The organism is Micavibrio sp. TMED2, from assembly GCA_002168225.1.
In the GTDB taxonomy this organism is placed as follows: Bacteria; Pseudomonadota; Alphaproteobacteria; order TMED2; family TMED2; genus TMED2.
Map to the genome: position 1 here is coordinate 50127 of NHBH01000007.1, position 14378 is coordinate 64504.

Below are 14378 nucleotides of genomic sequence, written 5' to 3' on the forward strand. Positions count from 1 at the left end.
TCCTCAGCCCGCTGCCTTCACCTCGAGGCGGCGTTTGTGCAGGGTTGGTTCGGTATAGCCGTTTGGCTGTTTCGTCCCCTCGAAGACGAGGTCGCAGGCAGCCTTGAACGCGATAGAGTTGTCGAAATTGCCCGCCATCGGCTTGTAGTCGGGATCACCGGCATTCTGCTCATCGACCTTCTTTGCCATCCGTTTCATTACGGTCATGACCTGATCTTCCGAACAGATACCGTGGCGCAGCCAGTTGGCGATGTGCTGGCTGGAGATACGCAAGGTGGCGCGGTCTTCCATCAGACCGACATCATTGATGTCCGGCACTTTCGAGCAACCTACCCCGGCATCAACCCAGCGCACCACATAACCGAGGATGCCCTGCGCGTTGTTCGCCAGTTCCTGCTCGATATCGCTGTCCTGCCAGTTCGGGCGTTCGACCACCGGAATGGTCAGCAGCTTGTCGAGCGAGGCCCGCTCACGGCTGGCCAGCTTCTCCTGCTGCTCGGCCACGCTGATTGCGTGATAATGGGTGGCATGCAGGGTGGCGGCGGTTGGTGACGGCACCCATGCGGTATTGGCACCCGCCTTCGGGTGACCGGTTTTCTGAACCAGCATATCGGCCATCATGTCGGGCATGGCCCACATGCCCTTGCCGATCTGGGCCTTGCCGCGGAACCCGCATTCGAGGCCGATATCGACATTCTGGTCCTCATAGGCGCTGATCCAGTCGGCGCCCTTGATGTCGCCCTTGCGGACAAACGGACCTGCCTCCATTGAGGTGTGGATCTCGTCGCCGGTGCGGTCGAGGAAGCCGGTGTTGATGAAGAAGATGCGATCCTTCACCGCGCGGATGCATTCCTTGAGGTTGGCCGAGGTGCGGCGTTCCTCATCCATCACGCCGACCTTGATGGTGTTTTCCGCAAGGCCGAGCAGTTTCTCGACGGTCGCGAAAATCTCGTTGGTGAAAGCGACTTCTTCCGGCCCGTGCATTTTCGGCTTCACGATATAGACCGAACCGGCCCGGCTGTTCTTGCGGTCGCTGTCACCGCGCAGGTCATGGAGGGCGACCAGCGGGGTGATAAAGGCATCCATCAACCCTTCCGGCATCTCATTGCCAGCGGCATCGAGAATGGTCGGGTTGGTCATCAGGTGGCCGACATTGCGCAGCAGCAGCAGCGAGCGACCGTGGAGGCTGACCGTACCACCGGAACGGGCGGTATACTCACGGTCGGCATTCAGGCGACGCTCAACGGTCTTGCCACCCTTCTGGAAGGTGTCGGTCAGGGTGCCTTTGACCAGGCCCAGCCAGTTGCGATAGGCCAGCACCTTGTCCTCGGCATCGACGGCGGCAACGCTGTCCTCAAGGTCGAGAATGGTCGACATGGCGCTTTCCAGCACGAGGTCGGCGATACCGGCCTTGTCATCCTTGCCGATCGGGTGAGTGCGGTCGATGCGGATGTCGATATGCAGGCCGTTATGCTGCAACAGGATCGAGGACGGATCGGCAGCATCACCCTGATAGCCTTCGAACTGGGTCGGGCTGGCCAGCGCGGTTTGCTTGTCGCCCAGAGCAACCATCACCGCATCACCGCTGACGCTCAGTTTGGTCGCATCAGTCCAGTCACCGCTTTCCAGCGGGGCGTATTTGTTCAGAAAGTCACGGGCCCAGGCGATAACCTTGGCACCACGGGTCGGGTTGTAACCCCCGGCACGTTCTGCGCCGCCTTCCTCGCTGATGGCATCGGTGCCATAGAGCGCGTCATAGAGGCTACCCCAGCGGGCATTGGCAGCGTTGAGGGCATAACGGGCATTGAGGATTGGCACCACCAGCTGTGGACCGGCAACCTCGGCGATTTCCGGGTCGGTATTGGCGGTGGTGATTGCGAATTTGTCGCCTTCCGGGACCAGATAGCCGATCTCGGTCAGGAATTTCTTATAGGCACCCATATCGCTGACCGGGCCGGGATTGGCGCGGTGGTATTCGTCGATCTTGGCCTGCAGCGCATCACGCTTGGCGAGCAGGGCGCGGTTCTTCGGGGCCAATGTGTCAAGCCCCGCGGTAAAGCCGTTCCAGAATGTATCCTGATCGATACCGGTGCCGGGAATTGCTTCGTCATTGACGAAATCGACCAGTTCCTTGGCCACCTTATAGCCGTTTACGTCCACGCGTGCGGTCATGGGAAATCCTCCAGATATGTTTGAATTCTTGTCGGCGTGCTGCTGCTGGCTTAACCGGCATCGGCGGTCAGGCCGACCGCTTCAATCCCGGCAATGGCGCAGGCCTCATCATTATCAGAGGTATCGCCGGTGATGCCGACAGCGCCGATCAGCGTGCCTGCATCCTTGATCAGCACGCCACCCGGAACCGGTACCAGATGACCGTCAGCGAGGGCATTGACCGACTGAATGAAATAGGGCTGTTCCTGCGCGCGGTTGAAAATCGCACGGCTGCCGATACCGAGGGAGATCGCGCCATAGGCCTTGCCATGGGCAACCTTCGGACGGAGCAGGCTGGAGCCGTCTTCACGCTCGGTTGCAACGGTGACGCCATGGACATCAAGGACCGTAACCGTCAGCGGTTTCAGGTTCAGTTCCCGACCCTTGGCACGGGCGGCTTCAATGATTTTCTTTGCGGTATCGAGGGTGAGGGTAGCCATGATCTGCGGCACTCCGTTTTTTATCAAACTGTTGGTCCCTGCTAACTAGGCTGTTGTAGGCCGGGCGGCAAGACCTTGGCTCGCAAAACCGTGATCCGCAAATAGCTTATGCACAAAAGACAATAAAGCCGGACAATGCTGCCGAGGCGGGTTTTGCCGCCGGTCGTGCACGGATCATTGGAAACACGAGATTTTTTCACCTATGCTGTTGAAAATACAATAATATCCGCATAACGGGTTAGGCAGTGCAGCTATATTTCATCAAGACCACCGGTGAAGATGGCGTCGAACGACTGGATTTTCAGTTCGGCGATGCCGATGCCGATATGGCTGTGGATGGCCGGTTTTCCCTGCTGCCTGATGAGCGATTCCGCAATCTCGACTATGCCACGCTGGCCGCCGCCGCGCCGGGCATTGTCACGCTCGATGCCAATGGTATCGCCCATCTGCAGCCGGAGGATGGCTGATCATGGTGCGGCGTACCCATCCGGTGCTGAAATTTGTTGGCGGCACGTCACCCGGCTTCCGGGAACAGGTTGCCGATGCCGTTGATGCGATTGACACCAACGCCCTGACCCTGATCCACAAGGCGCGCTATACGATCTATGGGGTATCCAGTCTGGTTGCTGCTGATCCTGAACTCGCCACAACCAGTACCGGTGCGCATAACACTGCGCCCAGCTTCGCCCATGTCGAGGGCATCGCTCAGCAGAAAAAGCGCCGGGCCATGATCGCCGAGACCTATACCAGCCTCGTTGATGACAAGCCCCGCCGGAATGCCCGTATCGGCGGGGCCGTGCGCCATGAGGTCGGGCATGTCATGTCCTATATCCTGAACAATATGAGCGAGGACAGGCTGTTCCAGAAGGCCCATGCCCATGATGTCGGCAATCTCGCCAAACGGGTAGGAGCCCAGACCGCCCGCGGCCTGCGCTATTACACGGCCCAGACCAAACGGGGACGAAGCGAGGCTTATGCCGAGATGTGGGCCCAGACCAATGGCGGCGGCTCCATGGCTGTCGATCTGACCGAGGCCATGCCGACGGTCGCTCGATATCTGCAGGTGGTAAACCGCAACATTGCCGCCGGTCGTAATCCGCGGGCCAATCTGGTCGCCGAACGCATCGGTCTGCCGGGGCGGCTGGAGACACTTGGCAGGCTCCTGACCGGCGTGCCAAAAACCGGCAAGCGCACAACCCTCTACGTCAAACCAGCGGCGGAACCGAAACCGCAGGCGGAAGTCAAACCGGTACATCTGGCGCGTGATCAGGTTGTGGCGGCAACCGCCCGATCCGATGGCGACCGGAATGCAGATAAAATGGCGGCTTGGCGGGCAAAGCGGGGCTACGGCAGAAACGGTCTGGCACAGGTGGAACCGAAAAGCCGCTCAACAGTCGATCTGAGGGCCTAAATATGCTGATTTGTTGCCGGGCGATTGAACGACCCGTCATGTGAGTTTAAGAGACTGATTATCATTTGCTTGTTTTTGATGCCGATACCGGCCGTTAAAGGAACACTCCAGTGACCCATTATGTAGCCAATGACTTGTTGCAGGTTATGCCCGAGGCTATCGCCGATCTGGCAAACCGTGTCCGGCTGACGATCCTCGAATACACACCGGATTGCGAGGAAGCGACGATCCCGGCGGCAAAGTCGATACATTACATTCTGAAGGGGTCAAAATACGTGCCGGGTCCGTTCCTGACACTGGCCGTCACGCCGCGGACAATTACCCTGCACTTCCTCTATGGCGATCAGGTCAATGATCCCGAGAAGCTGCTTGAGGGTTATGGGGGGCGTCAGCGGATTTACCGGGTTACCAATGTGGATGAAGCCCAGCATCCGGGTCTGAAAGCGCTGATTGAATCCGCCCGCATGGTACGCCAGCGCTGATCTTATAGCTGCTATCCCGCCGCTGGCTCTGGACAGATGGCGGCAAGCACGGCATATCTGCGCGCAAGATTACCGGCGGATGGCCTTCGCATATCTTTGCACCCCATCCGGACATCCGCCTCCAGCAGTTGAATTCCGAAGGTCTCAGAATAATGACGGGTATGTTTGCACAACGGGTATCGATCGAGCAAATCGAGGAAGGCTTTGAACTGGCACCGAAATTCGATGCCGATGGTTTGTTGCCTGTGGTCACCACCTCCGCCAAGACCGGTGAGGTGCTGATGCTCGGTTACATGACCGAGGAAGCGTTGAAGCTGACGATCCAGACCGGTGAGGCCCATTATTACAGCCGCAGCCGCAAGAAGCTCTGGCGCAAGGGTGCAGATTCCGGCCTGCTGCAGATCGTCAAGGAAATCCGCGTCGATGACGATCAGGATGCCGTCTGGATCTCTGTCGAGATCGACGGCCCTTACGGTGAGGCGAGCTGCCATGTGGGCTATCGCTCATGCTTCTATCGCTCGGTCGCCGTCGGTCAGGGCGAGGACAAGCCAGCCAAGCTCGAGTTTGAAGAGGATGAGCTGGTTTTTGACCCGAAAGAGGTCTATGGCGACGCGCCGAACCCGACCCAGGTCTGATTACCGACAGGCCGGTTTCCTTGTCTGGTGATCCATCAGAGACAACAACCGTAAGGCGCATAGCATGGCGTCGCTGGCTGGTGCGCGGCTTCTGGCTGTTCGCACTCATCGGTGCGGTTGTGCTGCCTGATCTGTTTTTTCAGCAGCAGGACAGCGGTACCGGCGACGCGCTTGCCCGGCTCGAGGCACAGCTGAAGGATCGCTATAGCTTCTCCCATATTGATCCCTCGAGTGTCGACCGCCTGCGCAATGGTGAGGGCGGCGTGGTTATCTTTGACGTGCGCCAGCCCGAGGAATATGCGGTCAGCCACTTGCCCGATGCCATTCGGATTGATCCCGATATCTCCAATCTGGATTTTCTGGCGCGCTACGGGGCCATGGTGGCGGATCGGCAGGCGCTGTTTTACTGCACAGTCGGTCGCCGCTCCTCACGCCTGATTGCCCGGCTGGAAAAGCCTTTGGCCGCAGCCGGTACCACGCTGCACAACCTGTCAGGCGGCATATTCCGTTGGCACAGCGTTGGCGGTGATCTGGTCACCATTGATGGTCAACCAACCGACCGGGTGCATCCCTATAATGATCAGGTCAGGGCATTGATGCCGGACACTGAACGACAACCCTGACAGGTCTATCGCATGATAATGTCGATCATGCTCGGATCGGCTGTGCAGCTCTCGGTCATATGGATCATAAAGTCGCCAAGGGTAATCGGCATGTTCTCAAGCTTGGTGCCATTGATATAGAAACCGACCACCCGTGGCTGATCGAGGGTCAGGAAGCCGAGTTCGACACAGATGCCCCGGGGCACATTGGTCAGGTTGAGCCGGGCCAGCGCATTGTCATCGCCAAACGGGGCGGCACCGATGCCGCCATTCTCCCACGGTACGCTGAGGCCATTCTCGCCGACCAGTCCGGTCGGTACGATATCCCATTTGCCGAGCAGATCAGTGCTCAGCTCTGCATAATTGCCCATCTGGTCAGCCATGACCGGAATCACCGCGGCGAGGCGGGCGATTTTCAGGGCCGACTGGTCCGGTGTGATGGACTGGGCGGCGGCATTCAAGGGGCTGAATATCAGGCCAAGACACAGACAAATCATGGCCGGAACGGCACGGCAGAGAGAAAATTGCATGGTCATCATGAGCGTAACTGTCAAACGGGCCACAATCTGAGGCACACTGGCATCATACAGGCAAAGAGCGCCATGACTACCAAAGCGCTGAAACAGCAATACTGAATAAAATCAGCATCGGGGAGAGTTTTCGTGAGTGATGAGCCGATTGCCGCCCAGCGGATGCCGGTCGATCTCGAGTTTCTGGCGCTGGCCGAGCATATTCTGAAGGAAGCGCTGATTGTCCGTGATGCCGATGGTCATGCCATGGACCCCCATTCCGTTGAATCTGATCCGGCCCGGTTTGATTTCCGGGCGCGTCTCGCCTGGACGCTGGTGATTGTCGCCTTCTGGCAGTTGGTGGATGATGCAGGCTACACGCGGCAGGAGTTGAATGTGGACAACCGCACTCTCTATGACGCGCTGAAGGGTTTGCGCACGGCGGCGATCTTCCATGACTGGGAACTGCAGCCGCTGAACCCGGTCAGCCAGCAGAATGCCCTGCGCAGCATCATCCGCCGCTGTGAATTTGAAGGAACGATTGATGGCATTCCCTGTAACCTTCGGGTTCAGGCGGGACGGGTCACATTTGAGGGTGATTGTCTGATCAGCCTGATGCGGCATTTGCTGCATATGCTCGACCCGTCATTGGCAGATGCCGAAACGGCTGCTAAAGCCTGAATGCCATTTGCGCTCTCATGCCTGATGATTGCCACTGACGATGATCGAATGACGATGACCGAACCGACCGCCCAGACACCACGCCCGCTGTTCAATGCTGCTGAAGACCATGCCATGTCCCCGGTTAAACGGCTGGTCGCCTGGATTGTCCGGGGCACGATCATCAGTCTGTTTCTGGCGATTGTCGGCACGATTGTAATCTTTACCGGCTATGCCGAGACCGGTGAGGCCGGGGCTCCCTGGCTTGATCATGTGACCAGTATCACCGGGTTTTTCTGGGGGCTGGTTCTGCTGTTGCTGGTTGCCCTGCCGGTACCGTTGTTCCTCAGTCTGAAACAGCAGCGTAATCAGAAGCGCGGGCAATAATACGCATATCCGGGTGTTCATGCCGGGCTGTGCATATCATTGTATTGAAGTCGTTGCCAATTCGCGCGAAAGCACCTATAAACACTATTAGGGGTTTTTATAGGGGGACTAAAGTGTGCTGTATGGCATGCTCGAAATTCATAAAAACTGGTAATGCACAGTAAGGCGATGCGGGCAATCCGCATGGCCCATTTCGCGTTTGGGAACGCTAGTTGGGGGAATAGAACATGTCAGTTATCGAGGGAACCAGTGGAAATGATCCCTTAAATGGTGGATCAGGTGCCGACTCTATCGTGGGTTATGCCGGGTCTGATACCATTTATGGCAATGCTGGCGATGATACGATCGCTGCCTATTATCCCCCATCCGATACCGTGCCCCCCGGTGCTGCCGGGTCCGATACCATTTACGGCGGTGCGGGCAATGACCAGATTTACGGTTCGCCGGATAACACCGAAATGTATGGTGAAGGCGGAAATGACATTATATCCGGCAGCGATGGTATTGATATCATCATCGGGGGCAGTGGTGCCGATACCCTTGCCGGCGGTGCCTCGAGTGACATTTTCCTGGGTGGATCAGCTGCTGACATGGCTGGCGATGTCATTACCGATTACATCGCTTCCAACCAGACTAGTCAGGCGGCCGAGGTCGATGTCATCGGGATTATCGGCAACTTCTCCTATCAGGATTTCAGCCTCGCCTACACGACCGTTTCCTTCAATGGTGAAACCCGTGACGCGACCGAGGTAACAATCAGCGGTACGCATACATTCACCATGCTCGGCAGCTATACGCTGGACAGTGCGGTATTTGATTCCGGCGAAGGCGCAACCATTCTGGACTTCCGTCTGTTCGCCACCACGCTGGAGCCGATTCCGGGCACGTCAGGTGCGGATACCCTCTATGCCGATGATGGTATTACCAGCAGTGGTTACGAGTTCTTTGGCTATGGTGGCGACGACTTCATCTATGGCGGGCGTCTGGATGATCGTGCCTATGGCGGTGCCGGTGCCGACACAATGTACGGCAATGAAGGCGGCGATACCCTTTATGGTGAGGGCGGTGATGACGTCATCTATGGTGGTGACGGTCTCAATATTATTGAGGGCGGTGCCGGTAATGACACCCTCTATGGCGGCAATAACCAGGACTTCCTGAAGGTAAGCTTCGCCCTGACCGGCTCGGAAATGAATTTGATCGATTACTTCGGCCCGATTGATCTCGGTGTCGATGGCACTGACTGGATCTACGGCTTTGAATCCTACATGGGGGTCAATAACGAGATCATCATCTTTGCCGATGCCGAAAGCAGTGATGGGCAGGGCTTTGATGGTAACGACACCCTCTATGGTGGTGCCGGTAATGATACCTGGATCGGTAACGGTGGTAATGACGTCATTTATGGCGGTGCCGATAATGACAGCATCCAGGGCAATGCTGGTAACGATATACTGTTTGGTGATGCCGGTGCTGATACCCTGCTGGGTAATGAGGGCAACGATACGATCGAGGGCCTCGGCGCCGGAACCGACTATATCGATGGTGGTACCGGCTGGGATCTGCTTCTGGTCTCAAGCTTCGCCGGTCTGTCCTTAACTGTTGGCGGTACTTCCAACGTTGGCGGTGATACCGTCGTGAATGTGGAAGGCTTCACCAACGCGGCAGGTCAGTTCTATACGTTTGGTTCTACGATTGCTGACTATTTTGTCGGCAGCTCACTTGCAGACACACTCGGTGGTGATGCCGGTGCAGACAGCCTGTTCGGCGGCGATGGCGACGACAGCATTATTGGTGGTGCCGGTGATGACAAGCTGGATGGCGAGAACGGTGCCGATACCATTCTTGGCGGCGGTAATAATGACCGTCTGAATGGCATGAACGGCAATGACATCCTCTACGGGGATGATGGTAATGATACCCTCGGTGGCGGGGAGGACTTTGATACCCTGTACGGTGGTAACGGTGCCGATTACCTTGATGGCGGCAACAGATCCGACTCGATCTTTGGCGGTAATGGCAATGACACTATTATCGGCGGGAACCATAACGACCGACTGTTCGGCGACAATAATGACGACAGTATCCTTGGTGGTGCCGGTGTAGATACTATTAATGGTGGTGCCGGTGCTGATACTCTGGATGGTGGCAACGACAATGACATGATCCGTGGTGATGCCGGCAATGACCTGCTGTATGGCGGTTTTGGCTCTGACTCAATAGATGGTGGCAATGAGTTTGATACCATTTATGGCGGGTACGGTGCCGATACCATCAATGGTGGCGAGAACTCGGATTGGCTCTTCGGTGATGAAACAAACGATACTATCTATGGTGGTAACCATAATGACCGTTTGTTCGGCGGTGATGACAATGACCTGCTGATGGGCCAGAGCGGTAATGATACGCTGAATGGTGACGATGGTGATGACACCCTCGATGGTGGCGCAGGGGAGGATTATATCAAAGGCCTGCTTGGTGCCGATCTGATCTATGGTGATCTTGAAGCGGATACCATTGAGGGCGGTAATGACGACGACACCATTTATGGTGGTACCGGTAGTGATCTGATCTATGGCGATGCCCAGAATGATCTGATTTTCGGTGAGAATGAGTGGGACACTATTTATGGTGGCGATGGTGCCGATACCATTGATGGTGGTGCCCGGTCGGACTGGCTGTTCGGGGACAATGGCGATGATGTCGTCTATGGCGGGGATAATGATGACCGCCTGTTCGGGAACGGTGGTGCCGATATTCTCTATGGCAACAATGATAATGACCGCCTGAATGGCTATACCGGCTTTGATACTCTCTATGGCGGTATGGGCGATGACTCGCTGGATGGCGAGTTCGGAAACGATCTGCTGTATGGCGAGGATGGTAACGATCTGCTGATCGGCGGGAACGAGTTTGACACCCTCTATGGCGGGATCGGGAATGATACGCTGAACGGCGATGCAAACTCTGACTCCCTATTCGGGGGCAGTGGCAATGACCTCATGAATGGCGGCGATCACAATGACCGGATGTTTGGTGAGGACGGCGCTGACATCCTCAACGGTGATGGTGGTGTCGATACACTGAATGGTGGTGATGGAGCCGATACCATTGATGGTGGCAGCGGTTCGGATCTGATCCGTGGCGATAATGGTGCTGATGTCCTGATCAGCTATGCCGGGGATGACACGCTCACCGGCGGTGGCGGGGTAGACTCATTCGTCTTCGATACCTCCAATACCAATGATGTGGTGATTGAGGACTTCGATATCTCGACCGAGATTATTACGGTTGCCGGCGATGTGGCGGCCGACCTTGCGGCATCGGCAACAGGCACCGATGCGGTGATAACGGTCTCAGGTGGTGGTACGATTACCCTGCTGGGCGTTGATGCGTCGGAAGTTACGGATGCACTGTTTGCTGTATAGGCCTTGCTGACGCCAGCAGGGACAACAAAGATCAAGATTGCGCGTGAGCCGGTTCCAGGTGATTACCTGAACCGGCTTATTGCTTCACAATAGAGTGCGAGATCAATCCGATTTCGGGTCGTGAGCGCGGGGAGGCAGGTAAATGCCTCCTTTTTAGATACGCCGCCAGCGGTCACTTGCGTATTCGACCTTGGCAAGGTCACCGGTTTGATATCAAGCATGGTCGCAAGCTTTGTGGCCATCGTTGCCGTATCTTCCTGAAAACCGACGATATCAAAGGTATCGAGGTAATCCATGGCGCATTCAAAGCGCTGCAGATCTGTCATGGATTCGAAATTGTTTCCACTTGCTGCGACCAAGGCACGTGTCTGGCCATTCCAGAGTTCATTGGCAAATTGTGGATCGATGATGGCTTCGGAGAGGGACAGGCCGATCATGTTGGCATATTGCAGATCGTTTTTGTCATTGGCTATCTGGTTGTAGGCAGACACCACACGATGTATCGGATTTCTCAATAGAGTAATCTTTTTGTATTCACCGGGCACAAATTGAGCTGCTTGATAGAAGTGGCCAGAAATAATATCAAAATCAGTAAAGTAAGCTGATTTATCACGATCATTTACTTTGGTAAAAAATTCAAAGTCACTCCTGATGGGGCACGTCTTGGCTTTTTTCAGGGTGTCCGTCAGGAAATCAAAAAATGATGTTCCGGCTGTCTTGCGTATATGAAGATGAAAGATTTTCATAGTGATCAGATGAGCTGGATCGCTTCTGTAACAGACTCTTTGAATGTTGCTTCGCTGTATTTCTGGCTGCTGCTTTGGCACTGCCTGGCGAGTGTTTCGCGCTCTTCCTTGCTCATGGCTGCGATCTGGCGCAGCTGGGCAACGGCTTCATTCTGATCCCGATATAGAAAGCCGCAATTCGTGTCACGAATAATCTCGGCCGGGCCGCCGGCATCATATACCAGCGGAATGCAACCATAGGACATAGCCTCAACCAGGGTTATGCCAAAATGCTCACAGCATTCGGGACTGATGCTGTCTACCAGACCATAACCGCAAGCGTGGATATAGACACTGTTCTTCAGATAGGCCTGATGAAGCCTGTCTTTATCCAGATTGGCGGCCACGGTGATGCCGTCATATGCCTGACTCTGCTGATATATTGACTGGTAGAAGGCATTGTCATCTTCAGCAGTGCTGAGCCCGCCGATAATATCTGCAGACTCAATGATGTTCTGCTGCATGGCAGTTTTGGCAATCTCCAACACAATATCCTGCCGTTTGTTGTGCCCATGGGCGATAAAGCGACCCACATTCAACAGCGAAGGCTTGCTGGCCTTCCGGCTTGGTTCTCCACCGGCACAGAGCTTGATCGGGGGATATACCACATGGGTCTTGATACCGGGGAAATTGTATTTCAGCAGCTGGTCGGTGTAGTGCCGTTTGGTGAACTCTGAATTCACCATTACCAGATCATAATCCCTGATATTATCATGGCTTAATTCATCGCGATGATATTCGGGGAATGGGAACTGACAGTGATAGACATTCTTCCTGGCCATGCCCGGTATCGGTGGCGTCAAATGGTTGCCCATGGCAATCAGAAGGTCCGGCGTGACCTTTCGGGATATGCTGTTCAGATCGGATATATGGATTGTCGTTTCAGGAATGTTCAAATCATCCATAACCTGAAGGAACCGGAGCTTGCTCGTGTAATGCGGCGTCAGGAACCAGACCTCATATTCTTCCGATAATGACTGCGCTATCGAAAGTATATAGCGTTCACCCCCGCCAATGCGTAAATCAAAGGGGGTATACACAAAGCACAGTTTCTTTTTGGAATAGCCCAGATCTTTGTCGGATTGGTTCAGGACCGTGTGACGATCATGCAGCCTGTATCTTAATGAGGGGTTGTCATTCAAAAACCAGCGATTGGAAAACTTGTTCTTTTGTCGCTGGATCAGCGGCATAAAATCATCCTGAAATCGCTCTTTGGTCGATGAGTTTTCGATATGGACTGCGACGGTTTTCGGATTCACTGAAACGACAAAATTTTCGTTTTTCAGACGTCGGCATAAGTCCGTATCTTCGTAATAAAATGGTTCAAAAATATAGTCAAAGCCGCCTGACGATCTGAACACATCGGTTTTTATCAGCATGCAGGCAGCGGAAATATAATCGACCCTGATGGGCTCTTCTATTTTCTCCAGCTGGCTTTTATAGGCATTGTAGTTCAGGAACTTGGCGACCTGGATAATTTGTCCGCAATCGGAAATTTTTCCACCGAACTCGGAGATATCACCGTCCTGGGTGATGATCACGGGCGCGATGGCATCAGATTTTGAGGCCTTCAGGGCAGCTATGTTTTTCCGAATATCTTCTCGTTTGATAAAGCAATCATCGTTCAGGAACAGGGAGTATTTTGTATCCGTATAATCAAAGCCGATATTATTGGCTTCACCAAACGATCGGGCCGCATCAAGGCGGGTGATTTTAATCCCCGGCAGGTGAGATAGGTTTCGGTGCAATATCTCAACATGGAATGGTTCGCTGCTGTTGTCGACAACATGAATGTCAAAGGGCTGGCTGAATCCCTCCGTCAGATGATAGCAGGATATAATGACAAGTATCGGATTGTTGTAGTGAAGTATAATTGCCGTTGTATTCAATGTTGTTTTTAATTTTTTCTTTTTTTCTGTCTTGTCGTGCGTTTGTACTATGATATTTTTATATAAGCTCCAGTCAAAAGAGCAGTTCTGGGTAGATGCAATGATGAGATTGTTAACTTTTTTGGCAGGCGGAATATTGTTTTCCTGCATGGCCAGACACAGAAGAGACGCATAATCCTGAAATGCGATGCCGTTGATGGAGGCATAATGGCGCATGAACAGCAGATCGATAAAGGGTGATGGAGATCGGTGATCATCATTGTCCTGCTGGTAAAAATCGATCAATGCGATCCCGGTGCCGGGCTTGTAGTCGGGCTGGTCATACAGATAGTATTTCAGGTCAAAAAGAGGGTGGGGTGACAGGCCCTGCTGTTGTCCGATCAGAATATGATGGGCCAGACTGGAAAGCCCATCAAGCGGTTCGGTCAGTTGTGATTCGTAGTATTCTTGATCAAATAATGTGCAATAATTGACATTATTATGTAAATCTTCAAGTATAGTTATTACTTTTTTGTCGTTTTGCTGTTTTGCTTTATCAAGGTAGGCCATCAGGGCATGGTCTGATGTGTTCGAGAGGGTTTTTATTATGGACAGAAGAGAAATTTCTTTATTTATTATAAATTTTTTCTCATCAAAATAAATATTAAATTTTCGGTTTTCTTTGTATCCATATTTGCAAAAATGGTAAAGTGGTGGAATATCAGAATTTTTGAGATCTTTGTTTATCAGCTTGTACTGTTTTTCGCAAAATACAGCATTGCTGATTTCTACTTCTCCATTAAAATAAGATTGAATATCAAGCGGATCTTCTTCTTTATAGTTTGCGGCGATCTTGAAAAAGCTCAGCTCATCACCGGACAGATCAATATTCATGTCTGCGGCATGTGCTGAGCTGTCCGCTCTCAATGGGGTGGCATCCATTTTTATGCTTCTATTTTA

Annotated in this window: 13 protein-coding genes; 8 read left to right on the forward strand and 5 right to left on the reverse strand. The window is 53.9% G+C overall.

Going from position 1 to position 14378, the window contains the following annotated elements; translation table 11 throughout:
• Window positions 1-3 precede the first annotated feature (3 nt).
• Both CBB62_11255 and CBB62_11260 read right to left on the reverse strand, forming a co-directional pair.
• Window positions 4-2172 carry a malate synthase G gene (locus tag CBB62_11255; GenBank protein ID OUT40045.1) on the reverse strand — a complete coding sequence of 723 codons (2169 nt, stop codon included), beginning with the start codon at window positions 2170-2172 and terminating at the stop codon, window positions 4-6.
• Between the two features lie 50 nt (window positions 2173-2222).
• Window positions 2223-2651: a GlcG protein gene (locus CBB62_11260; GenBank protein OUT40070.1), complete on the reverse strand. Its 429-nt coding sequence runs from the start codon at window positions 2649-2651 to the stop codon at window positions 2223-2225.
• 245 nt (window positions 2652-2896) lie between these two features.
• Here CBB62_11260 and CBB62_11265 point away from each other — a divergent pair, with 245 nt between their 5' ends.
• The 5 genes from CBB62_11265 (at window position 2897) to CBB62_11285 (ending at window position 5802) form a co-directional block, all read left to right on the forward strand.
• Window positions 2897-3118 (forward strand): hypothetical protein, encoded by a 222-nt coding sequence (locus tag CBB62_11265; GenBank protein OUT40046.1) that lies wholly within the window; start codon window positions 2897-2899, stop codon window positions 3116-3118.
• Between the two features lie 2 nt (window positions 3119-3120).
• On the forward strand, window positions 3121-4062 hold the full coding sequence (locus CBB62_11270; protein OUT40047.1) for a hypothetical protein: 942 nt from the start codon (window positions 3121-3123) through the stop codon (window positions 4060-4062).
• Between the two features lie 110 nt (window positions 4063-4172).
• Window positions 4173-4544, forward strand: coding sequence for a hypothetical protein (locus tag CBB62_11275; protein OUT40048.1), 372 nt, complete (start codon window positions 4173-4175; stop codon window positions 4542-4544).
• Window positions 4545-4696: 152 nt separating this feature from the next.
• The gene (locus CBB62_11280; GenBank protein ID OUT40049.1) at window positions 4697-5179 is read left to right on the forward strand and encodes a phosphoribosyl-AMP cyclohydrolase; all 483 of its coding nucleotides are present in this window, start codon (window positions 4697-4699) and stop codon (window positions 5177-5179) included.
• Window positions 5176-5802 (forward strand): hypothetical protein, encoded by a 627-nt coding sequence (locus CBB62_11285; GenBank protein ID OUT40050.1) that lies wholly within the window; start codon window positions 5176-5178, stop codon window positions 5800-5802. The genes CBB62_11280 and CBB62_11285 overlap by 4 nt, the downstream gene beginning before the upstream one ends.
• Before the next feature lie 5 nt (window positions 5803-5807).
• Here the strand turns inward: CBB62_11285 and CBB62_11290 are convergent, their stop codons facing one another.
• On the reverse strand, window positions 5808-6278 hold the full coding sequence (locus tag CBB62_11290; GenBank protein OUT40051.1) for a hypothetical protein: 471 nt from the start codon (window positions 6276-6278) through the stop codon (window positions 5808-5810).
• A 165-nt stretch (window positions 6279-6443) separates the two neighbouring features.
• On the opposite strand from CBB62_11290, the gene CBB62_11295 reads away from it, so the two are divergent.
• The 3 genes from CBB62_11295 to CBB62_11305 all read left to right on the forward strand — a co-directional run bounded on the left by CBB62_11295 (window position 6444) and on the right by CBB62_11305 (window position 10765).
• On the forward strand, window positions 6444-6971 hold the full coding sequence (locus CBB62_11295) for a hypothetical protein (protein OUT40052.1): 528 nt from the start codon (window positions 6444-6446) through the stop codon (window positions 6969-6971).
• Complete coding sequence (locus CBB62_11300; GenBank protein ID OUT40053.1) at window positions 6972-7337, forward strand: hypothetical protein; 366 nt, start codon at window positions 6972-6974, stop codon at window positions 7335-7337. It abuts the gene before it with no gap.
• Between the two features lie 227 nt (window positions 7338-7564).
• Window positions 7565-10765: a hypothetical protein gene (locus CBB62_11305; GenBank protein OUT40054.1), complete on the forward strand. Its 3201-nt coding sequence runs from the start codon at window positions 7565-7567 to the stop codon at window positions 10763-10765.
• 62 nt (window positions 10766-10827) lie between these two features.
• Here the strand turns inward: CBB62_11305 and CBB62_11310 are convergent, their stop codons facing one another.
• Together CBB62_11310 and CBB62_11315 are read right to left on the reverse strand one after the other, a co-directional pair.
• Window positions 10828-11511: a hypothetical protein gene (locus CBB62_11310; protein OUT40055.1), complete on the reverse strand. Its 684-nt coding sequence runs from the start codon at window positions 11509-11511 to the stop codon at window positions 10828-10830.
• 5 nt (window positions 11512-11516) lie between these two features.
• Window positions 11517-14360 carry a hypothetical protein gene (locus CBB62_11315; protein OUT40056.1) on the reverse strand — a complete coding sequence of 948 codons (2844 nt, stop codon included), beginning with the start codon at window positions 14358-14360 and terminating at the stop codon, window positions 11517-11519.
• Window positions 14361-14378 lie beyond the last annotated feature (18 nt).

What these genes read in the sequence shown, in the direction of transcription:
- CBB62_11260 (OUT40070.1), bottom strand. Translation starts at nt 2,651, where the DNA reads ATGGCTACCCTCACCCTCGATACCGCAAAGAAAATCATTGAAGCCGCC.
- CBB62_11290 (OUT40051.1), bottom strand. Translation starts at nt 6,278, where the DNA reads ATGATTTGTCTGTGTCTTGGCCTGATATTCAGCCCCTTGAATGCCGCC.
- CBB62_11270 (OUT40047.1), top strand. Translation starts at nt 3,121, where the DNA reads ATGGTGCGGCGTACCCATCCGGTGCTGAAATTTGTTGGCGGCACGTCA.
- CBB62_11255 (OUT40045.1), bottom strand. Translation starts at nt 2,172, where the DNA reads ATGACCGCACGCGTGGACGTAAACGGCTATAAGGTGGCCAAGGAACTG.
- CBB62_11310 (OUT40055.1), bottom strand. Translation starts at nt 11,511, where the DNA reads ATGAAAATCTTTCATCTTCATATACGCAAGACAGCCGGAACATCATTT.
- CBB62_11300 (OUT40053.1), top strand. Translation starts at nt 6,972, where the DNA reads ATGCCATTTGCGCTCTCATGCCTGATGATTGCCACTGACGATGATCGA.
- CBB62_11315 (OUT40056.1), bottom strand. Translation starts at nt 14,360, where the DNA reads ATGGATGCCACCCCATTGAGAGCGGACAGCTCAGCACATGCCGCAGAC.
- CBB62_11305 (OUT40054.1), top strand. Translation starts at nt 7,565, where the DNA reads ATGTCAGTTATCGAGGGAACCAGTGGAAATGATCCCTTAAATGGTGGA.
- CBB62_11280 (OUT40049.1), top strand. Translation starts at nt 4,697, where the DNA reads ATGACGGGTATGTTTGCACAACGGGTATCGATCGAGCAAATCGAGGAA.